Annotated in this window: 21 protein-coding genes and 1 riboswitch; of the genes, 14 read left to right on the top strand and 7 right to left on the bottom strand. The window is 48.6% G+C overall.

What is annotated here, in order from left to right:
* Positions 1 to 68: 68 nt before the first annotated feature.
* Positions 69 to 2,891: an S-layer homology domain-containing protein gene (locus AAIH57_RS09565; protein ID WP_430021460.1), complete on the bottom strand. Its 2,823-nt coding sequence runs from the start codon at positions 2,889 to 2,891 to the stop codon at positions 69 to 71.
* Positions 2,892 to 3,158: 267 nt separating this feature from the next.
* Positions 3,159 to 4,034 carry a radical SAM/SPASM domain-containing protein gene (locus tag AAIH57_RS09560; RefSeq protein WP_095288619.1) on the bottom strand — a complete coding sequence of 292 codons (876 nt, stop codon included), beginning with the start codon at positions 4,032 to 4,034 and terminating at the stop codon, positions 3,159 to 3,161.
* A gap of 295 nt (positions 4,035 to 4,329) precedes the next feature.
* On the opposite strand from AAIH57_RS09560, the gene AAIH57_RS09555 reads away from it, so the two are divergent.
* From AAIH57_RS09555 to AAIH57_RS09500, 12 genes are all read left to right on the top strand, one after another.
* Positions 4,330 to 5,472, top strand: coding sequence for an iron-containing alcohol dehydrogenase family protein (locus tag AAIH57_RS09555; protein WP_430021459.1), 1,143 nt, complete (start codon positions 4,330 to 4,332; stop codon positions 5,470 to 5,472).
* Positions 5,469 to 6,524, top strand: coding sequence for an ABC transporter substrate-binding protein (locus AAIH57_RS09550; protein ID WP_430021458.1), 1,056 nt, complete (start codon positions 5,469 to 5,471; stop codon positions 6,522 to 6,524). Before AAIH57_RS09555 ends, AAIH57_RS09550 begins: the two co-directional genes overlap by 4 nt.
* Positions 6,525 to 6,551: 27 nt before the next feature.
* Positions 6,552 to 7,337, top strand: a complete 786-nt coding sequence (locus AAIH57_RS09545; RefSeq protein ID WP_430021457.1) for an ABC transporter permease subunit — start codon at positions 6,552 to 6,554, stop codon at positions 7,335 to 7,337.
* A 24-nt stretch (positions 7,338 to 7,361) separates the two neighbouring features.
* Positions 7,362 to 8,138 (top strand): ATP-binding cassette domain-containing protein, encoded by a 777-nt coding sequence (locus AAIH57_RS09540; RefSeq protein ID WP_430021456.1) that lies wholly within the window; start codon positions 7,362 to 7,364, stop codon positions 8,136 to 8,138.
* Positions 8,139 to 8,162: 24 nt separating this feature from the next.
* A complete protein-coding gene (hisC, locus tag AAIH57_RS09535) occupies positions 8,163 to 9,284 on the top strand; it encodes a histidinol-phosphate transaminase (protein ID WP_430021455.1) in 1,122 nt (373 codons plus the stop codon).
* Positions 9,285 to 9,389: 105 nt separating this feature from the next.
* A riboswitch (TPP riboswitch) is annotated at positions 9,390 to 9,492 on the top strand.
* Positions 9,493 to 9,661: 169 nt separating this feature from the next.
* Positions 9,662 to 10,423, top strand: coding sequence for an ABC transporter ATP-binding protein (locus AAIH57_RS09530; RefSeq protein WP_175397734.1), 762 nt, complete (start codon positions 9,662 to 9,664; stop codon positions 10,421 to 10,423).
* Entirely contained in the window at positions 10,410 to 11,222 is an 813-nt protein-coding gene (locus tag AAIH57_RS09525) for an ABC transporter permease (RefSeq protein ID WP_430021454.1), read from the top strand. The genes AAIH57_RS09530 and AAIH57_RS09525 overlap by 14 nt, the downstream gene beginning before the upstream one ends.
* Positions 11,223 to 11,314: 92 nt before the next feature.
* Complete coding sequence (locus AAIH57_RS09520) at positions 11,315 to 12,382, top strand: ABC transporter substrate-binding protein (RefSeq protein ID WP_430021453.1); 1,068 nt, start codon at positions 11,315 to 11,317, stop codon at positions 12,380 to 12,382.
* A 55-nt stretch (positions 12,383 to 12,437) separates the two neighbouring features.
* A complete protein-coding gene (thiM, locus tag AAIH57_RS09515; RefSeq protein WP_430021452.1) occupies positions 12,438 to 13,250 on the top strand; it encodes a hydroxyethylthiazole kinase in 813 nt (270 codons plus the stop codon).
* On the top strand, positions 13,247 to 14,059 hold the full coding sequence (gene thiD / locus AAIH57_RS09510; protein WP_430021451.1) for a bifunctional hydroxymethylpyrimidine kinase/phosphomethylpyrimidine kinase: 813 nt from the start codon (positions 13,247 to 13,249) through the stop codon (positions 14,057 to 14,059). The genes thiM and thiD overlap by 4 nt, the downstream gene beginning before the upstream one ends.
* Positions 14,059 to 14,724: a thiamine phosphate synthase gene (thiE, locus tag AAIH57_RS09505; protein WP_430021450.1), complete on the top strand. Its 666-nt coding sequence runs from the start codon at positions 14,059 to 14,061 to the stop codon at positions 14,722 to 14,724. Before thiD ends, thiE begins: the two co-directional genes overlap by 1 nt.
* 203 nt (positions 14,725 to 14,927) lie before the next feature.
* The gene (locus AAIH57_RS09500; RefSeq protein ID WP_175397740.1) at positions 14,928 to 15,671 is read left to right on the top strand and encodes a MerR family transcriptional regulator; all 744 of its coding nucleotides are present in this window, start codon (positions 14,928 to 14,930) and stop codon (positions 15,669 to 15,671) included.
* A 190-nt stretch (positions 15,672 to 15,861) separates the two neighbouring features.
* Here AAIH57_RS09500 and AAIH57_RS09495 read toward each other — a convergent pair whose 3' ends face one another.
* The 3 genes from AAIH57_RS09495 to AAIH57_RS09485 form a co-directional block, all read right to left on the bottom strand.
* Entirely contained in the window at positions 15,862 to 16,344 is a 483-nt protein-coding gene (locus AAIH57_RS09495) for a hypothetical protein (protein WP_312884334.1), read from the bottom strand.
* Positions 16,345 to 16,579: 235 nt separating this feature from the next.
* Positions 16,580 to 17,236 carry a deoxynucleoside kinase gene (locus tag AAIH57_RS09490; protein WP_413035016.1) on the bottom strand — a complete coding sequence of 219 codons (657 nt, stop codon included), beginning with the start codon at positions 17,234 to 17,236 and terminating at the stop codon, positions 16,580 to 16,582.
* Positions 17,233 to 17,856, bottom strand: a complete 624-nt coding sequence (locus AAIH57_RS09485) for a deoxynucleoside kinase (RefSeq protein WP_175397742.1) — start codon at positions 17,854 to 17,856, stop codon at positions 17,233 to 17,235. The genes AAIH57_RS09490 and AAIH57_RS09485 overlap by 4 nt, the downstream gene beginning before the upstream one ends.
* 208 nt (positions 17,857 to 18,064) lie before the next feature.
* Between AAIH57_RS09485 and AAIH57_RS09480 the strand changes: the two genes are divergently transcribed.
* Entirely contained in the window at positions 18,065 to 19,174 is a 1,110-nt protein-coding gene (locus AAIH57_RS09480; RefSeq protein ID WP_430021449.1) for a hypothetical protein, read from the top strand.
* A gap of 311 nt (positions 19,175 to 19,485) precedes the next feature.
* The gene (locus AAIH57_RS09475) at positions 19,486 to 21,225 is read left to right on the top strand and encodes a methyl-accepting chemotaxis protein (RefSeq protein WP_175397810.1); all 1,740 of its coding nucleotides are present in this window, start codon (positions 19,486 to 19,488) and stop codon (positions 21,223 to 21,225) included.
* Positions 21,226 to 21,308: 83 nt separating this feature from the next.
* On the opposite strand, the gene AAIH57_RS09470 is transcribed toward AAIH57_RS09475, so the two are convergent.
* Entirely contained in the window at positions 21,309 to 21,476 is a 168-nt protein-coding gene (locus AAIH57_RS09470; protein ID WP_175397744.1) for a DUF3934 family protein, read from the bottom strand.
* A 137-nt stretch (positions 21,477 to 21,613) separates the two neighbouring features.
* Positions 21,614 to 22,834 (bottom strand): MFS transporter, encoded by a 1,221-nt coding sequence (locus AAIH57_RS09465; protein ID WP_175397745.1) that lies wholly within the window; start codon positions 22,832 to 22,834, stop codon positions 21,614 to 21,616.
* Between the last annotated feature and the right edge of the window lie 59 nt (positions 22,835 to 22,893).

The following is a 22,893-nucleotide window of genomic DNA, read 5'->3' as shown; positions in this document are numbered from 1 at the left end:
TGGTCTATGAAAGACAGGGTTTCTATAGATACTACAGTGTCATCATGGTTGCCAATTGCTATTTCTATCTACAATTCTTCACCACTATTTTCAATGGATGGTTGAAGTGAATAGAGCGGGTTAGTATCTGTAAATTCATTCACAGTCTCAAATGTTACTGTACCGTTATCTGCTACGTTCATTTTGAAAACGACCCAGTATATTTCGCTACCGCTTCCTTCCTCTACCGTAAACGATGCACTCGGTGTAGCAACTGCTCCATGGAACACTTCAATTTTGGCTCCGGAACTCTTGATTGTACTCGCACCTGAAAAATGATGCACGTAGAACGTATACGTCCCAGGCAGCAATTGACGAATTGTTGTCGTTTCAGGTCCGTAGGACGTAACATCATCCAAGTCCAGATCCACCATAAGTTCGTCATTGTTATAGTATTGCTTATCCGCGAAGAACGTATGGAACACGCCGTTGTCACCTGCAGGACCTACAAGGTGTGAGTCCAAATCACCCGGGTCTTTCCCCCAAGTCAATACAATGCGTGTTTCATCTTGCGTAGGTATTTCTATAGCCGTTTGATTCTCATTTTTATTCTCCACATTTACTGCGGAAACACCAATGAGATACGTTTTAATATACTTCGTATCTCCCCCTCCGAGTTCACCTGTATAGATGCCTGGTGGAAGATAAATTTGATAGTTTCCATAAGTATCTGTAGTAACGGATCCAACAATTTCACCTGTTTTGTTATCCAGGCCTTTTCTAAAGGAAATTTGCAAATTGGCAACCGCTTCTCCAGCAACATCCTTGATGTGACCGCCGAATCCGGTCAGCTTGATTGCACCACTTTGGCTTCCTGCAAAATGTGTTTTATCAACATCAGACTCTACAGTGATGTATAATGTGGACCCGTAACTGTTAACAGCGTCAAAAGTAAACTCGCCATTATCGTACTGCAAATTATTCAATTGTTGTTCCGCACCATTCAAATAGGCATGAACTACAAAATCATCTGCTGTTAGTTCAGAGATATCAAAACCTTCAGTAAACTCCAATGTTGCACTTCCATTGGTAACTTGAATCCCTGTGAGTGTTGGATAGGCTGCTCCTTCGTTATAAACTGCAACAGTTACTGGAACATGGATCTCGAACTCTCCATATTTGGCCTGCACAACTGTCGTACCGTTACCTTTGGCTTGAATCTTGCCTGAGTTAACGACGGCGATGGAGCTATCGTCGACACTCCATGTTGCAAAGGAAGTAATATCTTTGAACGCTGAGCCAGCATTGCCCGCGAGCACGATCTGACGTGTCGAATCAATTGCTGAAAACTCTGCTGCTTCAGGCGAATAAACTACACTAGTCACTGTAGGATCTGCTTCAATGGTTGGGGGCTGACTCAGTTGACTGAAATCAATGCCTTCTACATTGACCAGAGCCGAAGATAATGTTCCTTCTCCAGAAAATTGTACGATTGCATTCAATATCGCCCGATTCACTACAGCACCATGGTTAATTTTAAACACGGTGTTCAATGCTTGTTCGAATACTTCGAGATTGCCAATGGTGGAGTTATCTCCAAATTCCACTGAAACTTGCTCCGCATGAACCATTACGGAGTCGAAACTTCCGCTCAGCACTACCGAAGCATTATGCGGAACCGACTCTGCGATATCGATCGGTCCGACCTCACCCGTGGAAACATTCTGTACGATCGCACCAGATCTAATTTCAATCTGCTGAACATCGCTTCCACCCTCAAGGACCAAACGAATACTGCCATCTGCTTTGTCAACAATCACTGTTGCAAGAACGGAGTTCAACGCATGAATACTGTTAGGGCCTCCACCTTGAATCTCAGTGGTTCCCGTAACATTAACATTATCAAGAGTTACATCACCGTTTCCTACGGACTCAAGTATTTTCAGATTACCGTTTACTTTAGTGTTTTTTAGAGTGACACCTTGAGAGCTAATGGTTACATTCCCAGTTACATCCCCAAGAGTATACACACCTGGAGAGGTGAGGTTTTTACTAGGCGCTTGTTCCCCGCCCCCATTATTTCCACCATTGTTACTACCGTTCCCTTTATCTCCGGAACTACTGCCGCTATTTCCTTTACTGCTGCCTTCAGAAGGTTTTGTCGTTTCCGGTTTTGCTTCGTTAGAATCTTCAGTTCCGTCCTCTGTCTTGGCCGGAGTCATGTAACTATCATATGTAGACTTATTCATTACGAATTCATAGGCAAGTCTCGCTAACGCTTGGCGATCTGCTATTCCTGAAGGATTAAATTTTACTGTTCCATCTTTTTGAAGTAATCCTTTGATGAAGCCAGATTGGTAAGCCAATGATACAGAATCTTTCGCCCAGTTCGATACTTGATCCAAATCAAAAAGTTGAGGTTTGGAGGTTTGGCTCGTTACGTCTTGTTGGTTCCAACCAAAAGCTCTAACGAAAAATACAGCTAATTCTTCTCTTGTCACGTTCTTATTAGGTGAAAAGCTATCTTTGGAAGTGCCTTGAGCAATCCCGGATTTGACCAGTGCACCTACATAGCCGGCATACCATTGATCTTCCTTTACATCCTTGAATTGGCTTGCTTCAGATGTATCAGGCTGCAACTTAAGTGCACCGACCATAATTTTTGCCAATTGAGCTCGTGTTACGGAATCAGAAGGCTTAAAGGTTCCATCCGAAAAACCTGTCAGAATTCCTTGTTCCACTAATTTGGTTATTTCCGTTTTGGCATACGAATGATCAATATCAGTAAAAGAAGTTTTAGATGCAGCCACTTCTGCCGATACAGATAAATTAAGAGCTAACATGGAGACAACCAACGACGTAGAAAGCATTAACGATAGTTTGCGATTAAACTTTTTCCATTTTGAATTCAAAACTAAAACACACTCCTCAGTAGGCTTCTAGTAGGTAAAAACAATAATATATGAATCTATGGAACTACATCACCTCCTGATCAATAGGATAATAATACCATGTAAACTCGTAAAAACAAGCTTATTAAACTATGATTTTACAAAAAAGTTGTTATCCTGAATTGATTTCAATTTTTATTATCTAAACTATTCTGCTATAAAAAAGCAAAAAGCGTGCCACATCGAAACAAAATTCGAAGAGCACGCTTTTAAATATATTTTATTTCATTAAGCTCCAAACCGCTGGCGATATCCACATTTCCGGCAAAGTTCCTCTACGGCTTCACGCTTGGAGAAACCATAAACCAGATTGTTCGCTCGTTCGCCTTCGACAATCTCAGAGAATGACTTCTCGTGAACGTTGCCCAAATTAATGACGCCTTCGCCATCGAGACAGCATGGGACAACCGTTCCGTCCACCAGAACTGCTGCCTGACTTCGCAGCGCATGACAGAAGCCTTTGCCGTCATCTTCCGGTGCATCCAGACTTGGCCACTGGAACTCGTGATCCTGATTCAGGTACACATTCGGCGCGATTTTGACGCCGCTGCCTGGAACCACCTTTTCCTCAATGCGGAAATCCAGGTTGAACTCGCGCTCCAGTACCTCCAGGGTTTCCCGATTGCGATTCATCTGGGCATTCGTAAAGTTATCCTGCGTCAGGTTCCAGAGTCGGAACGAGATGATCACATTGTGTTTCACAGCTTCCCGGGCAAAGGATAAAATGTTGCTCAAGTACCCCTCACGGTCCGTCGACCCTTCGTGCCCATCGAAGCTGTGCAGCGAAAAGTTCATTTGCCGCAAGGCCGGTTTGCCAAGAAGCTTGTGCTGGGTTTTGGGCAGCAGCGTACCGTTCGTTGTAATGTTAACCTTGAATCCCTTCTCGTGCGCGGAATCCAGTAACAGATCAATTTTCGGATGAAGTAACGGTTCCCCTTTGACATGCAAATAAATATGTTTGGTATGTGGTTTAATCTGATCCAATATATTGTTGAAGACTTCAGGGTCAATGAATCCTTTGGCACGTTTGGTCTGTGGACAGAAGCTGCATGCCAGGTTACATATGCTTGTAATTTCAATATATACTTTTTTGAACGTTTTCAACTCGGGGTCCCCATTCTGCTTAGGAGGGAGAACAGTCCCACCCTCATTTATAATCCGGCTCATATGCGCCTTTACCATTATATCGGGTTAGGAAGCCAAGGTAAATCGACCAGCCTGTTAATTTCCTTTTCTCCTCGAATCCATTAATTACGTTCACCTATAGATTCTTTCAATCGAAGTATAGGATGTATTGATTGTCCGGGTTATTGTGGTTGCCGAAACGCAATGCTAGAATCTAAACAATTTAAAACCAAGTTAAAACGTAAGAATAATAAGCTATGAGGAGAGTGTATTCATGATTACTGTTAAGGCACCTGCAGTATATGTACACGAAGCTAACATTCTTGAGCAAAGTGGTCCACGGATTGCACAGCTTGGGCGGCATGTTCTGATCATCGCCGGTGAGTCTGCATTAAAAGCCGTAAAGCCTTACCTTCTTCCTTCACTGGAGGAGCATAAGATCAAGTTCCATGTGCAATTGTTTTACGGTGAGGTTACGATAGGCCAGATTGATACTTTTACGCAGCAAGCTTTCGATCTGGATGTTGATCTGATTATCGGCGTCGGTGGTGGTAAAGTGCTCGATCTGTCCAAAGCGGTGGCCGAGCAAGCCCAATTGCCCATTGTAACGGTCCCAACGATTGCTGCAACCTGCGCTGCCTGGTCTGCCTTAACCGTGCTCTATGATGAACAGGGCCAATCTGCAGGATATCGTCCGCTGCGCCGTTCGCCTAATCTTGTTCTGGCTGATCCTCATATTCTGGCGAGTGCACCAAGGCGGTATTTGGCCGCTGGGATCGGTGACACACTCGTAAAATGGCATGAGTTCGCCGTTAATCTAAGTGGCAACGCCACCAGCCTCACTCTCCGAAACAGTGTCAGCACTGCCAAGCTTGCACTCCATATTCTCGAAGCGCACGCCATCGATGTCTATGAATCCACTGATACAACCGGTAGTACACCTCAATTCCGTGATGTTGCCGACGCCATTATTGTGCTCGCAGGCCTTGTAGGCAGCATTAGCGATGGATCACTTCATGCCGCAATTGCTCATGGGCTACATGATAGCCTCACCAAATTACCCGAAACACACGCTTCACTGCATGGAGAAAAGGTAGCCTTTGGACTTTTCACCCAGTGGATCCTTGAAGGCAAAGCAGGGGATGAGCTTCAGGAGCTGACCACTCTGTTACATAAGCTGAATCTGCCTATCACTCTTGCCCAACTCGGCATACAACAACAGCCTCAGAAAGCTGCTGCGCACATTGCAGCAGGACTACAGCTGCGGGAAGGCAGTGCGGCACATCTCTCCTTCGGAGTTAGCACGGCGCAGGTAACCGAAGCCATCCTTCAGGCAGACCGCATCGGCCAAACATTCATAGAATCCAGTCAGTCTAGTGAAAGCAGTACATACACCAAGGAGGTTTCCTCCCTATGATCCGTCCAAACCGCCAGTACACTCTTCCCTTAACTGCCTTTCTGAGCGCGCTTCTGTTGTTGCTGATTTCCGGCTGCTCTGCCGGAACTGATAATCAGGCCGCCGGTACAGGCACAACACCGACAGTAGCATCAGCTGCTTCGAATAAAGACGTTACTATTCGGGTTGGTCAGACCGGATGGGGCAATCTCGAATTGGGGCTAAAAGCCGCCGGACTCGATGACACCCCCTATAAAGTCACTTATAACGTATTTCAGGGAGGTAACCTGATCCTCGAAGCGATGGCTGCAAATCAATTGGACTTTGGTGTGACCAGTGAAATTCCGCCCATTTTTGCATCTCAGGCTGCCAATGGTGGAAACTTCAAAATTATTGCGGTACAACAAGGCAGCACCTTAAATCAGGAGGTCGTTGTTCCCAAAGGTTCTTCTATCAAATCAGTTGCTGACCTGAAAGGCAAGAAAGTTGCTTTCGTAAAAAATACAACAGCCCACTATTTCCTGCTCAAAATGCTGGAGGAAGCCGGACTAACCTGGAGTGAAATCAGTCCGGTCGAACTTTCAACAGCCGACGGACTCAGCGCCCTGATTAGCGGGAAAGTGGATGCCCTTGCCAGTTACGGCAATGCCATCATCTCCGCACATCAGAATGAAGCAACAACGCTCGCCAGCGCCAAAGATATCCTGTCAGGCAGCTTCCTTGTAGCCGCGTCCGATCAGGCTATTGCAAATGCGGAACAGAAAGAGGCCCTAGCCGATTATCTGGAGCGAATCAACAAATTCAATGATTGGGCTCGTGCCAATAAGGATGCGTGGGCTCAAATTACAGCAGACAATACCCACCAGCCGGTGGAACAAGCCCTTAAAACCTACACGGATGGAGAAGCACAACGCCCATCACGTATTGTTGCCATTTCTGATGAGGCCATCAAGTCCGAACAGGACGTAGCAGATACGTTTCAGCAAGCGGGAATTTTTGGGCAGGTAGTCGATGTGAGCACATTCTGGAGTGGTGCACTTCAAGATCAACTTCCAGCTCCAGGTAGTCAATAACGAAGGAAGCAAGGAGGTAGGCATAACGTGCGGTCCAAAACCTTTAACCGGGCATGGTTTAACCAGTTCATTCCTTTTGTTGTACCACTACTCATTCTGGCTCTGTGGCAATGGCTGACTGCATCCGGAGTTGTTGCAGCCAATATTTTGCCCCGTCCCGCTCAAGTACTGGAGGCCTTCATTCGTCTGCTTGGTAACGGTGAACTACTGAACAATATCAGTATTAGCGCCAGACGAGCTTTGGGAGGATTCCTCATTGGTGGGGGTCTGGGTTTTCTGCTGGGAGTGCTGAACGGCATCTCCTCCCTTGCGGAAAAGATCGCCGACTCCTCGGTACAGATGATTCGTAACATTCCGCATCTGTCATTGATCCCCCTCGTTATTGTGTGGTTCGGGATCGGTGAAGAAGCAAAATTATTTCTCGTTTCCCTGGGTGTATTCTTTCCGGTATATCTGAATACGTTCCACGGCATACGATCGGTCGATCCCGGTCTGATTGAAATGGGCAAAGTATATGGCCTCAGCCGTTGGTCCCTTTATAAAGACGTTATCCTACCTGGTGCACTGCCTTCCATTCTCGTGGGTATTCGTTATGCACTTGGCATTATGTGGCTGACCCTTATCGTAGCCGAGACGGTTGCGGCGGATGCGGGGATTGGCTACATGGCGATGAATGCGCGGGAATTCATGCAGATGGATGTAATCGTCTTAAGCATTCTGCTATATGCCCTGCTGGGCAAGCTGTCCGATACCATCGCCAAATGGCTGGAACGGCGCTGGCTGCGCTGGAACCCGGCTCTATCCCGCAAGTAAAGCCAAAGGAGCGTGAATTGATCCATGAGCACAAGTCAGATCAGTCCTTTTCTTCAAGTAGATAGGGTTCAGAAATCGTATGATCAGCGGACAATTCTATCCGACATCAATGTCAATGTAAGACAAGGGGAATTTGTAGCCATCGTTGGACGAAGTGGTTGTGGCAAAAGCACTTTGCTGCGTCTGATCGCCGGGCTGGAATACCCCTCTTCCGGAAGCGTTATGCTGGGCAACAGAAAGCTTGGCAGTACAGCACCAGAGACACGGTTTCTGTTTCAGGAAGCCCGACTGCTGCCTTGGAAATCCGTGCTCGACAATGTACGGCTGGGAATCCCAGACAAGAACAAGGAAAATGCACGCCAGTCACTTCGCAATGTAGGACTTGGAGAGCGTGAAGGTGACTGGCCGGGGGTATTATCTGGCGGACAAAAACAACGTGTTGCCTTGGCACGGGCACTCGCAAGTCATCCGCGTTTACTGCTGCTGGATGAACCGCTGGGTGCATTGGATGCATTGACCCGAATTGAGATGCAGCAATTAATCGAACGCTTGTGGGTAGAAGAAGATCTGACTGTCATTCTGGTCACTCATGATGTCAGTGAGGCGGTTGCGCTGGCTGACAGGGTACTGTTAATCGAGGATGGTCATATAACGATGGATACCCGAATTACGCTGGAGCGTCCACGTGTTCGGGACAGCGGGTTTGCTCATTTTGAAAATCTTATTCTAAATCGCTTGTTGACTCCTCCACAAGAGACACCACAGCAGATAGCCCAGAAACAGATATCATTCTCGATCTAATTCCACTGGAAAGAAGGTATGATTATGCAATCCCTCTCAACCGTTCCCTCTCCTCCTGTTAAAGATCTGTTAAATCAAATTCCGGCTTATACACCTGCCAAATCCATGGAACAGATCCGGCGGGAATTGGGACTGGAAAGTGTAGATCGACTTGCAGCGAACGAGAATCCGTTTGGCTCTTCTCCCCTGGCAGCGGAAGCAGTCAGATCGCTGAGCTCCGATCTTCTGGCTCAATACCCCGACGGTTCCAGCCAACTGCTGCGTGACAAACTTGCGGAACGTCTGGGTGTGCGTAGCTCCCAACTGGTATTTGGCAGTGGATCATTCGAGCTCCTAACCCTTACCGCCCAAGCCTTTCTTAATCCCGGCGAGGAATCACTCATTCCGGTCCCCTCCTTTAACTGGTATAAGGGCGCTACGCTGCTGGCAGGCGGGGTTATTCATGAAGTGCCTTTGGTCAACCATTCACTGGACCTGGAGCAATTCCGGCAGCGGATCAATGCTTCTACCCGAATCATCTGGCTGTGCAATCCGAATAATCCAACCGGAACCATTTTCACGGCAGATGCCCTGCTTGGTTTACTCGAACATGTGCCCTCCCATGTCGTGGTTGTCCTGGACGAAGCGTATTATGAATTTGCGGAAAGTGAAGATTATCCTGATACGGTTAAGCTGCTGGAGCAGTATAATAATCTGATTATTTTGCGAACCTTCTCCAAAATATATGGACTTGCCGGCCTGCGAATTGGATATGGCATCGGGAATGAAAGCATCATTGAAGGCATTAACCGGGTCAAGCTGCCCATCAGTTTGACGGCCACCTCCCAAGCCGCTGCTTCAGCCAGCCTGGATGATCATGAATTTGTTTCTCATTGCCTGCACTACAATCGTCAGGGACGGGAAACGTTAATGCAGTCCTTTGATCATTGGAAGTTACCCTACATCCCTTCCGAAACGAATTTCATGATGGTGGATCTGTTGCAGGATAGTGGCCCGATTACCAAAGAATTGTTAAACAGAGGCATCTCTGTCCGCGGCGGTGCCGAATTCGGCATGCCTTCCTGGCTTCGGATTACGATTGGCACACCTGAACAGATTGCCCGTCTGATCGGTGAGCTTGATTCACTGTTACATTCAAACAATTAGAATAGGTCACTTTCCTAACTTCTTTACGCACACTTCTTTTAAGCCGCCCTCTTTACATCTCGCGGGAATGTGATATATGCTGTGTACACAACTGCATATCTTGAACGATTGCACTAGGGGAGCCTTGCGGCTGAGACGAATGAATGTATTCGGACCCTTTGAACCTGATCTGGATCATACCAGCGGAGGGAAGTGGAGCGGACTTTCAGTTAACGGATTTTTTCATATTCATATGAACATGAATATCGGTTGAACTTAACAGGCCCACTCATTTCTCCGGAAATGGGCGGGCTTTTTCGCGTTTACTTACATACAGATCGCAAATAACGTGCATTTCCTTTCAGGCAGTTTTTATTCCAAGGGGGTCAAGAAACCAAATGAGCAACGATGTACAGATTGACAACATGACCTTTACTTTTCCGGATCAGAGACATTCCCCCGTGCTCTCCAATGTGTCGATGTGTGTAAAAAAGGGAGAATTCGTCTCGCTGATCGGCTCCAGCGGGTCGGGCAAGAGTACACTCTTCAAGCTGCTGGCAGGCTTGCTTGAACCGACAGACGGCACGATCGAAATTGCTGGGGTGCCGCCAGGACAGCGACTTGGTCGAGTCGCCTACATGCCGCAGAAGGATTTGCTGTTATCCTGGCGGACGGTTATGGAGAACTGCCTGCTTCCCTCGGAGCTTGCCCCGAGGAAGCAGGACAAGGTGAAGCTGCGCGCTGACATTATGGCCGGACTCGACAGATTCGGCTTATCCGGCTATGAGCATGCCTACCCGGACGAACTGTCCGGCGGCATGAAGCAGCGGGTTGCCCTGCTTCGCACGTTGTTGACAGGAGGACAGCTGATGCTGCTGGACGAACCCTTTGGCGCGCTTGACGCCATGACCAAGCGGGAGATGCATCGCTGGCTGCTAGAATTGTGGGAAAGCCTCGGCAAAACGGTGCTGTTCATCACGCATGATATCGAAGAAGCCCTGTTATTAAGTGACCGGATTGTCCTTCTGACTCCTGGCGGTCGGCAGCTGCTGGACATCACGGTGCCTCTGCCCCGTCCGAGACACTCGGACATGGTCTACGATCCCGATCTTATACAGATGCGACAACGGTTGGAGGAACAACTACATGCGAAGCTTTAACGTCAGCAGATGGTTTGCCCGCTATGCCCTGTTCGCTGTGCTTCTCCTCCTGATGCTGGCTGGCTGGGAATGCATCGTGCGATTGGGCTGGGTCCCTTCTTTCATTATCCCTGCACCTACATCAATAGCGAGTTCTCTAGTTGAGCATAGGCATTTGCTCCTGGGAACCCATCTGCCTGCCACATTGATGGAGGTAGCAGTTGGCTTCGGCTTGTCCATCGTTGCCGGAAGCGCACTGGCCGCTGGCATGCACCTCAGCCGTTCGATTGAAAAGGCGCTGTATCCCTTCATCGTAATCAGCCAGACGATTCCACTGATCGCCCTGTCTCCTGTATTCATTCTGTGGTTTGGCTACACACTCTGGAGCAAAGTCGCTGTGGTGTTTCTGATCGCTTTCTTTCCGATTGTGGTCAGCACCTATGATGGTCTCCGTCAAGGCGACCCGGAACAGCGCGAACTGCTGATGACCATGGGAGCAAGCAAGTGGGATCTGTTCCGCAAGCTACAGGTACCTCTTGCGCTCCCCTCTTTCTTTTCAGGATTGAAGATGTCAGTGGTGTACTGCGTGGTCGGCGCAACCATTGGCGAATGGCTCGGAGGCAGCAAAGGTCTTGGTTATTTCAGCCGCAGAATGTCCAGCAACATGAATACCGATGCGATGTTTGCCTCCATTCTGCTGTTATCCTTGCTGGGCATCGGTCTGTTCGTGCTTATTGCCTGGCTGGAGCGAGCCCTTGGATTGAAGCGGAATGCAGACCATGCAGGCAGAGAAAAGTCGATTAAAGGGCAATCGCAATGAGATAACAAGTGCTGCTCCTTCCTGTCGATCTCTTTGAAACATATCAGCGATTGGAACCAAACAAAAATGAACGAAACGAGGCCCATTTATCCATGAGAAAAAAGAAACTCATTCACATCCTGCTTCCTGCCCTCATCTGTTTACTGTTGATCGTCAGCGGTTGTGGCAATACGGGTGACAACCCATCATCGTCCGATTCCGATCCCCAGGTTCAGGGCACAGATTCAACAACAACCGGATCGTCGTCTGGTGACCATGATTCATTGTCCATCATGCTCGACTGGTATCCGAACGCAGTCCATTCCTTTATATACGTTGCACAGGAGAAGGGATATTTTGCAGACCAAGGTCTCGATGTGGACATTCAGATGCCTGCTGATACGAATGATGCGCTCAAGCTTGTAGCTGCTGGCAAAGTGGATCTGGCGCTGAGCTATCAGCCGCAAATTTTGCTAGCTCGTGGAGAAGGCATTCCTGTACGATCCATTGCCGCTGTTGTTCGGCATCCGCTCGTTCATCTGTTGACGGAAACGGACGGGAAAGTACATTCGCCCAAAGATCTCGAAGGACTGACGGTAGCGTATTCCTCCGTTCCCCTGTATGAAGCCATGGTACGCACGATGATCCGCCAGGATGGTGGCAATCCGAACCACATGAATTTGGTGGATGTCGGTTTTGACCTATTTCCATCGCTGGCCTCCGGACAGGCTGATGCCATAATGGGTGGTTTTATCAATCATGAGCAGTTGATTCTGGAGAAAGAAGGTCATGCCGTGAAGTCGATCAATCCTGTCGATTACGGCGTACCGGATTATTATGAACTCGTCCTGACGGCAAGCGATGAGGGCATTGAGGCCAAGAAGGATCAGCTCACCCGTTTCGTCAAAGCGATGCAGGCAGGGCAAACATATGTGGCGGAACATCCAGAAGAAGCATTGAACATCCTGCTCACCCACGAAAATGAAACGTCCCCGCTTGATCCGGAGATTGAAGGAAAAAGCCTGGACATCCTGCTGCCACTAATGACTGAAGAAGATAAGCCGTTTGGCTGGCAGGAAGCCTCCTCCTGGGAGAACGTCCGGGAGTGGCTGGTACAAAGTGAATTGGTTCCGGAATCGGTCAAAGCCGCGGATGCTTTTATTAACTTGCAGGAGCAGTAAGTAGTGCAGTTGCTGCTATAAAAAACAATAATGGCTCACTAGGAGGAATTTTCATATGTCATATCTGACTCTTGTTCGTACCCAGAATCCACTTGTTCACAATATCACCAACATCGTGGTCGCTCCCTTCACAGCCAACGGTCTGCTTGCACTCGGTGCCTCTCCCTTCATGGCCTATGCACATGAAGAGGTAGCCGATGTCGCCAAAATATCCGGAGCGGTCGTGCTTAACATTGGCACACTGGACGACAAGGTGGTTCAAGCCATACGCCTCGCCGGGCAATCGGCCAATGCCAATCATGTACCTGTCGTATTGGACCCAGTCGGCGCAGGTGCAACAGCCTATCGCACAGAAACGGTTCAGATGCTCGTGCGTGAGCTTCGCCTCACCGTCCTGCGGGGTAACGTGGCGGAAGTGGCCAATGTCATTGGCGAGAACTGGAGCATCAAGGGCGTGGACGCAGGCCAAGGAGAAGGAGACCGCATCGGGATCGCCGAGCGGGCAGCGCAAAAGCTCGGCTGTGTAGTTGTTATCACCGGACGCGAGGATGTCATTACGAATGGACAGACGACATTCCTGGCACAAAACGGACATGCCCTGCTTACCCAAGTCACTGGCGCAGGGTGCCTGCTCAGCTCCATCATCGGTGCCTTTGCTGCGGTTGCCCCGGCAGGAGAAGAACTGCTCGGCAGCGTTGTCGAAGCACTCACCTTCTATGGGGTTGCGGCCGAGATCGCGGCAGAGCGCACAGCCCATCTGGGACCGGGCAGTTTCCAGATCGAGCTGTTAAACCAGCTTGCGCTGGTAAATCCGGAATTGCTTGCGCAGCGGGCACAAGTTCGCCAGGTTGGCGGTGTTGCAGGATGAGTATGGCACAGGCACTCACAATTGCCGGATCGGATAATGGCGGTGGGGCGGGCATTCAGGCAGATCTGAAAACTTTTCAGGAACTGGGTGCTTACGGCTTATCTGTCATTACGGCTGTTACGGCACAGAATACGCTCGGTGTTCAGGGGGTATATCCCGTTCCACTGGAAGGCATCGCCCAGCAGCTCGATTCCACGGGTGAAGACTTTCAGCCTGGGGCGGTAAAGACGGGCATGCTCTTCAGTGCAGAGACCATTCGTTTGGTTTCCGAGAAATGGCGGCAATTCGGCTGGTCCAATCTGGTTATCGATCCGGTTATGGTTGCTAAAGGCGGTGCCCCGCTGCTTCAGCAGGAGGCGGTACATGCCCTGATCACGGACCTGCTTCCACATGCGCTGATCACGACACCAAATATACCGGAAGCGGAGCTGCTTACCGGGATGAGCATCCGGAACCTGGCGGAACGTGAAGAAGCCGCCAAGCGGATCGTGCACATGGGCTCTGCGTATGCTTTGGTCAAAGGTGGTCATGCTGAGGGTAACGGGATGATCGTGGATGTGCTCTACGACGGCACCTCCTTTCATTATCTGGAGAACGTGCGTATTGTAACACGCCACACCCATGGGACCGGATGTACCTATTCCGCCGCCATCACGGCCGAACTGGCCAAGGGTTCGTCTGTACTGGCTGCCGTAACGACCGCGCGAGCATTCATTCAGGCTGCCATTGAGGATGAACTGGGGATTGGGGCCGGTCACGGGCCGACGAATCATTTTGCGTATCAGCGCAGACAGCGGGGTGAGCAGTGATGCGCAGATGGGATGCAGAAGCGGTACGCCGGGCGATGCAGGTGTACTTGGTGATGGGCAGCGTAAACACCGCGCTGGACCCAGTGGATGTGCTGTGCCAGGCCATCGCCGGCGGCATCACGCTGTTCCAGTTCCGCGAGAAGGGAACTGGGGCACTTGCAGGCGAAGACCGCATCTCGCTTGCGATGCGACTTCGCGAGGTGTGCAGCCAGCACGGGATTCCGTTCATCGTGAACGATGATGTGGAGCTGGCTGTTGCCGTGGAGGCCGACGGCATGCATGTCGGCCAGGACGATGCGGACGCGGCGCTGGTACGCGCCCGCATCGGAGCGGGGCGGATGCTTGGCGTATCCGCCCACTCCGCGGAGGAAGCCCGCCGTGCCGTGCAGGCGGGCGCCGACTATCTTGGCGTCGGGCCCATGTACCCGACGCGATCCAAGGCGGATGCCCACGCTGTGCTGGGCCCCGCCGGGGTGGCGGAACTGCGCGCCGCAGGCATCGCAGTTCCGGTGGTGGGTATCGGCGGCATTACGCCCGATACCACGGCCGCCGTGATGGCGGCAGGAGCCGACGGCGTAGCCGTCATCTCCGCCATCGCGGGCGCGGCCGATGTGCGCGCAGCGGCTGCGCAATTCGCTGCGGCGGTGCGCGGGTTGCAGGCATAGCCGCGCCTCCCTGCACCGCCTCCCCCTTTTCGCGCTGAGGCGACGATGTTCATCCTGAGTGGCAACCCTCATGAATTTTTCAAAGCTCCTCTTTTCTATCCGGGATGCAAGCCGTATGGCTCGCGTCTTTTTTTTACATGATTACCTGTTGACTCTCACGTAACGTGACGCTGTACAATCGGTGGTGTAAGGAGGTATTCCACATGGCCATGAAAGTAAAAGAAGTTGCCGAACTTGCCTCGATCAGTGTGCGCACACTGCATCATTATGACGAGATCGGATTATTGACACCGGACGAAGTCACTTCTGCCGGATATCGATTGTATTCAGATGCCAATCTGGAAATGCTGCAGCAAATTTTATTTTTCAAAGAGCTCGATTTTTCCTTGAAGGATATCAAAAGCATTATCACCAACCCCTCCTTTGACCGGGAGGAAGCACTAAATATGCACCGCCGTATTTTACTGGAGAAGCGCCAGCGCCTCGACCACATGATCGCTACGATTGATAGAAGTGTCCTGCACATGAGAGGAGAGATTCATATGACTACAAAAGAACAGTTCGAAGGATTCGATTTCAGCGAAAATCCGTATGAACAGGAAGCAAGAGAACGCTGGGGGGACCAGGTCGTAGATGAAGCGAACCGGAAACTTCAGAACAAATCTGCCAGGGAGCAGAAGGCTGTATCCGATGAAATGAACGAGATCTACACCCGCTTGGCGAAACTTCGTCATACAGACCCTGCCTCTGATGAGGCTCAAGAGGGGATTACCGAATGGTATACCCGTCTGAACAACATGGGCAGCTATTCTCCGGAGGCCTTCAGAGGACTCGGACAGATGTATGTGGATGACGAGCGCTTTACTCGTAATATTGATCAATTTGGTAAAGGCTTGGCCTTGTTCATGAGGGATGCGATGGCAGTCTTTGCCGACCGCAAAAGCTAATGGTTGCCTCATTAAATCCCATTCCACTCCAACTGCAAAGAAGGGACGTATGCCATTAGGCGTACGTCCCTTCTCCTGTATCTCAGCCGCAATGTGATCGACCCCTTCCGGTCTTTCACTCTGAGTACATTTTAAGTTTTATAATCAGCAGCCGTTTTGCACTGTTCCGTTTACCAGACTCCGTCTCTTTTTACGCCTTTGGCGCATGGTCCGATGACGATGCTGGTGATGCCAGGCTGGTCTTCGCCATCCGTCCCGGAATCTGCCAAGCGGATACCATTGCCAGTACGATGAACAACAGATCAACCGGCTCACTGAAGTAGTCCGTAATGGTTGCGAAGAATTCACTGATGATCTCACCATCGAACGCCAGCTCCATCATTCCGATATCACCGAACAGCTGGGATGTAAAATAGATAACCGTAAGATATTTGCCCAGCAAAATGCCGAGAAGTGCAAAAATGACAGCGATGATTTTATGTATCGTTGCAATCCGTTTGTTGGAGAACAAAACCACTGCGTACCCCGTAAGTGCCCCAATCAGGATCGCGACAAGCCCAACCTCATATTCGGTCGATGCTGCGATTGCTGCCCACACGGCTCCCCCTACAATTGCTGCAATTAACCCGCCGATGATCGGCAAGCCAATCTTGATTCCTTGTTTCTCTTCCACGTGTCTTTCCCTCCTGAGTCATACTTATGCTAATTTTCCAGAATTCACCTTTCTTATGAAACCACAAAATGTGCTCTCTTTCAACAAATTTCTGCTTTTTTCTGAAAATTAAGAGAAAGGCATTGGGGTAATTTCACATCATTTATATGCAACGCAAAAATCCCCTCCACCAGCCTAAAGCTGAAGGAAGGGATCTATAAAATCACATCAATTATAGCGAAAACACCGGTCACACTTACACTTGCGATGCGTTGGAAGGTTGAATGACTGCAGCAATTTGGGCCAGAATGGCATCCACGGAAGCTGGATCATGCACATCATATTCATCAATGTTCAGACGAAGTACAGGGCAAGCCGTGAATTGATTAATCCAAACCGAATAGCGCTCGTGCATATGTTCCCAATAGGAACGATCCGTCTGGATTTCCATCTCGCGTCCGCGTTCCGTAATCCGGTTCAAAATGGACGGCAAACTGCCTTCCAGGTAGATCAATACGTCCGGATGCGGAAAATACGGTGTCATCACCATCGCTTCAAACAAACTGCTGTAGGTTTCGAAATCTGTGGCTGACATCGTGCCTTGATCTGCATGCATTTGCGCAAAGATACCTGTATCTTCATAAATGGAACGATCCTGTACGAATCCCCCGCCCAGCTCAAATATTTTCTTCTGTTCCTTAAAGCGCTCCGCCAGGAAGTAGATTTGCAAATGGAAGCTCCAACGCTCGAAATCATGGTAGAACTTCTCCAAATATGGATTATGATCGACCTGTTCCAAAGAGGTCTTGAAATTCAAACGCTGTGCAAGTGCTGCCGTTAACGTAGATTTCCCCACGCCAACCGTACCTGCTACCGTAATTAATGCATTCGCCGGAATGCCATAGTTATTCATGTGATATACTCCTTTATCTGGTTAACAATCTGCCTGAAATGTTCAGGATGTTCTACAAAATCCAACTGCTCCGCATCCACTTTAATAATCGTAGGCGGATTGGCGCTTTCTGCCAAGTAAGCCATGCCTGTTTTGTAATCCGCAATCAGTTGTTCCATATATGCCGGATCCATATCCTGCTCAAAGGAACGTCCACGTTTGTTAATACGGTACATTAACGTATCAAGCTCCGCTTCAATATATAACACCAAATTGGGTTTGGGCAGATCATCGGTTAAAAGATGGTAGATCTGACGGTACTTATCCCGTTTGGTTCCTTTCAGGGTACGTTCGGCAAAAATCATATTTTTGTAGATATGATAATCCGATATGACGGGCGTATTTTGTTTAATATAGTGTAGACCTGTGTCTTCCAACTGTTTGAACCGGTTGCATAGAAAAAACATTTCAAGCTGGAAGCTCCACTCGTCAATATTTTGATAGAAGGAAGCCAGAAAGGGATTCTCTTCTACAATTTCCTTCACCAGCGGAAGGTTCAATTCCTTGGAAAGCATCGTTGCCAGCGTGGTTTTCCCCGCTCCAATCGCACCCTCCACCGCAATAAACGGGGCTGATTTCATCGTGTTCCTGCTCCTCCTTGACCTCATGCGTGTTGCCGTTTCTGTATAGACCTCACCTATTGTATCACAGCTTCGCGGAGTCGATGGCCAGTATTTTATGTATATAAATGAATTTTCACCTATAGCCCGAAACATGATATAAATGGTAAAATACCCCTTTGTTAATCAACTTGTTTTTATATTACATGCCGAAGGAGATTACACCTTGATGAGTTTGCTCAAAAAGTCTATGAAACTATCCATGATGATTGTTCTGTCCATTCCACTCGTAGTAAGCGGGTGCAGCTCGCCTTCCAGTAGTGCGACATCCCCTTCTGCCGAATCGTCAAAAACTCCTTTGGACTCTTCTACAGAGACGGTTAAAGCTGCCACACGTTCTGGGGAAGAGCATACTTTATTATCGGATAATAAAGAAATTCAGGTCTCTGTCCCTTCCAATTGGAAGAAGTATTCTAACAAAAACGTAGAAATGTTGTTTACAGCATCGGATCAACAGGAAAATAGCGGGCTGTCCATCACCCGGGTTTCCAAATCTGACTTGGCCGCAGGATCAACTCTCGAAGATGCCTTCAATATTTTCAATGATCCCTTTTCCACAGGCTTGGAGCCCGGGCCTGATACGGATACATACAAGCTCAACATCGATTCCAAAACAGCCTCTGTCATTGAATCCAAAGGAAGTCTTAATGGTAAAGAGGTTTATTACTTGAATGCTGCCTTGGAAACAAACAATCATTTCTATCGGATCTTCCTGTTTCACCCCGACGGCTCAGCCAGCGAGGATCATGATACTTTTGTACAGATTGCGGAGTCGGTCAAGATCCTTAATGATGAAATGACAACGGAAGATCCCGGACGTTCATCTATCGTAAAAAAAACGCTAACCAGCGAGGATGGTTATATCCAGATTCGAATTCCTTCCAACTGGTCAACCAGCCTGAGCCTAGTGCCTGACGCGGATCTGCAGGCCTCTTTCGTCAACAATGAGGATTATATGGCTGTTCTGCATGAGGCGAAGGAAGATGTGGGAGCTGACATCACCCTGCAGGATTATTACGATCTCATCATGGAGAATAACGTGAATCCGGAGGGGAATGCATCCATTTCGGAACGGGTACCTGTGACCATCAATGGAATGACTGGATGGCAGGTTGAAGTGCGAACGGAAGTAGAACGAATGAAGATCGGTTATGTATATACTTTTTTGGAATCGGCAACTCATTTCTCACAGGTTATTTTCTGGACATTTGAGAGCCGATTTGACCAGGCTAAGGATGATTACAAGGAATACACCGAAACCTACAGTGAAAACCACTAGTTTTCAAAGTACCTCTCCCCGTATGACTCGTTCATACTTGGAGAGGCTTTTTTATAGTCTCCGCATAGCCATGCTTTTTTAGCAATTCAATTAAAATATGAAAAATACGAAAATAAACTGAAAGTTTTAGTGCTAAAGCATCATTTTATTTTCATTACTAACATTCACATGACTTTATTACGATATATTCCATGAATACAACATGTCTGGAGGTCCTAGAAGAGTCTGGAATGATTCGCATATACGAACAGATCAAAATTAGCTAGAAAAAGGAGAGAAACAAGTTGTTCGCTAAGATTCGATGGAGTACCATGCCTTTCTTTGCCAAAAACCTCGTTATATCTTTCGGTAGTATTATGTTGATTGGAATCATCCTGATTACAGCAGGATATCAGCTGCAAAAAAACGTGCTCAGTCAGCAGCTCTATGATCAGGCCAAGGTGACCACCCAGAAGTGGTCAGACGATCTGGACACGGCCAAAGTACTTGAAGCGATCAATGAAAAAAGCTATGACGGTCCGGTACAAAAAGAACTGCGGGACTATCTGGATTCCATTCATGAGTTGTATCCCAACATTGCTCAAACCTATATTTTTGGAACGGAACTTGCGGAAGGCAACCAAACGTCCATCATCGCCGTTCCGACCAACCTGGTACAGCCTTTTGAAGAATTGAATCTGGCTGTAGGCTCCATGTACCAACTCCCACAAGAAAACGCGAAAGCACTGGAAGGCATGAAGAAGGACGGGCAACCTGCACTAAGCAGCTTTTATACAGATGAATATGGAACCTGGACAACCATTATATATCCGATCAAGAATGCAGCGGGTGAAGTGTACGCCGCCATTTACTTTGATGTCGATGCCAACGCCATCCCGAATGGTCTCCATAAGCTGATTACATACAGCAGCATGTTCCTTATAGGTTTCCTGCTTCTGTTCATGATTCTGCAATATATCCTGTTGAAGAAAACGTTAACTCCGATCCGCAACCTGATGAAGGGCATCGATGTTGCCAGCTCGGGGAATCTGGATGTATCCATCCAGACAGGACGAGATGATCTGGGGATTATTAATCAGAAATTCAATACGATGATTGAACGATTCAACGATACGATGTCCAAAGTCCAACTGACTTCACATCACCTGTCCAACTCTTCCAAGAAATTATTGGAGATCTCGGAAAATAACAATGGCAATATTCAAATGATCAGTACGAATATTCGGGATATCTCCCTTGGCCTTCGCTCTCAGGACCAGGCCTCTGTAGAAAATGCACGTGCCATGACGGAAATGTCCACCGTTGTCCAAACCATCGCGAGCAGCTCCTCGGAGGTTGCCGATGAAGCGCAGAGCATGGAACAGCGCTCCTATTCGGGCCATGAGATAATGCAGCAAGTCATTGAGCAAATGGATCTGATCTCGGGAGCCGTACAACACACATCCAAGTCCATCCAGTCTTTGGAAAACCGTTCCAATGAGATTAGCGGTATTGTCAATCTCATCACTGACATTGCAGGACAAACCAATTTGCTCGCCCTGAATGCTTCCATCGAAGCAGCACGTGTGGGTGAAGAAGGAAAAGGATTTGCCGTCGTGGCAGGAGAAGTTCGCAAATTGGCAGAACAATCGCAGCAATCCGCCGATCAGATCCGCTCGCTAATCGACGAGATTCAGCGGGACATCGCACAGTCCGCCGAAGCTATGCAGCTGGGTTCACGTGAAGTAGAGAAAGGTTCTCAGGTTACCCGGGAGACAGGTGAATTCTTCGGCGATATCCTGACAGCCACGAACAAAGTCGCGAATCAGATCCAGGATATCTCCAGTTCTACGGAGGAAATCTCAGCCAGTACACAAGAGATGTCTGCAACAGCAGATGAGCTGTCCGCAAGTGTTAGCAAGGCAGCTAACAGCAGCAAGCAGATTGAACAGTCGATCGCTGAGCAGGAAGCTTCCATGGCGTCCATTGTCAGTGCTTCGGACGAACTCTCTGCGGTATCGAAGCAGCTGCAGGAACTGATCTCATTCTTCAAAGTTAAACAAGTGAATTAACCGATTTTACGTTGCCGACTTATAAAAAAGAGATCTTCCCATGTTCACGGAAGATCTCTTTTTCTATCTTATCTTGTGCCCATTCACTGGGACTTGTCACTTGACGTTTCGGCATCGGTTTTATTCTTCGTGCCTTTGCTTTTATAAGGCTTCGGGGCACTTTTCGCCCGATTGGCACTGGCTTGCCAGCGATTCCAGCCTTTTTTGCCGGTACCGCGGCCGGTGCCGCCCTTACCCTTTGCTTTACTCATTTCATCACTCCAATAATCCTGTATATGCTTAAAAATGACTGTCCTCGGTACCTTTTATCGTAACCCAGCCCATCGTATTCACTTCCAGCATTTCTTATTATAACAAAAATCGGTGTCTTTACGTCCTTCCCGCCGAATTACATTTCAGTCTTGGTTTGCCCTGCCGGCTTAACCTCTCTTAGAACCAGAAGAGATAACACGAAACAGACGGCCAGAACGGCAGCAGCCGAAACGTAAGGATAGTTAATATTTACATCAAACAAGGCTCCAGCGACAATTGGACCTGCGATATTACCCAAGCTCGTATAGGCGGAGTTCAATCCGGCAACAAACCCCTGCTGTTCCTCCGCCAGCTTGGACATCTGAGTGCTGATGGCAGGACGCAATATATCCATCCCCAGAAATACGATGAATGTTACAACCAGGATGAGCCAGTACGTGTGCACAAATAGCGTGAGCAGTACAAACACCGCTACGAAAAGCAGACAGATTGAAATAACTTTCTTTTCGCCAAACCGGTTGAGCAGCCAGCCGATCAGGGATACTTGCACCACTGCACCCGCGATGGAGCCAAACGTAATAATGAATGCAATATCTTTGGTAGTAAAACCGAATTTGTGATCCACAAACAGAGAAAATACGGTTTCATAGTTGGCCAGGCCAAATGCCATGACAAATACGATAATCAGACTGAAGAAGTACGGCTCCCGGTACGAATTCAGCAGTTGGGATACCATCCCGGGCGTTTTGCCCTTTGCTGTACCTGCAGCAGGTTTACTTGCTTCACCTGTGCTGCGTGTCGATTCCGGCAAGATAATCAGGGTAATGATGGCTGCCAGCAATCCGGCAACCCCTGCCGCATAGAACGGAATCCGAATGCCGAAGTCCGCGATATATCCGCCGATTCCCGGTCCAATGATGAATCCGGTCGTAATGGCCGCATTAATCAGCCCCATGCCCTTGCCGCGCTCTTCTTCCGTAGTGATATCTGCGGTATAGGCCATAATCGAAGGGAAGATCATCGCTGCACCGATCCCGCCAAGCATCCGAGCTGCGAAGAGCAGCACTGGCGCATTGACTGCACCAAACATAAACTCTGATACGGCAAAGATCAGCATGCCGCCCACAATAATTTTTTTACGGCCAAATGCATCAGACCACCTGCCCGCAACCGGAGAAAACAGAAACTGGGTGAAGGAGAATGCTGCTACCAGCAAACCCACCGTGAACCCGGTGATATGCAGTAGATCCATATACGCAGGCATGATGGGTACCACCAACCCAATACCTGTAAACACGAGAAAAATATTAAACATTAATAGCAGGAGTGCGCCCCTGTTTCTTGTCAGTAATGCCATGATTGAATCCTCCGTATATTGTCAAAATGTTGCTTGTTATAGCTAAAACAACCCTTTTG

It is taken from the genome of Paenibacillus sp. MABNR03, assembly GCF_050455445.1.
GTDB classification, from domain to species: Bacteria; Bacillota; Bacilli; order Paenibacillales; family Paenibacillaceae; genus Paenibacillus; species Paenibacillus xylanilyticus.
This window is presented reverse-complemented; position numbering and strand designations above follow the sequence as displayed.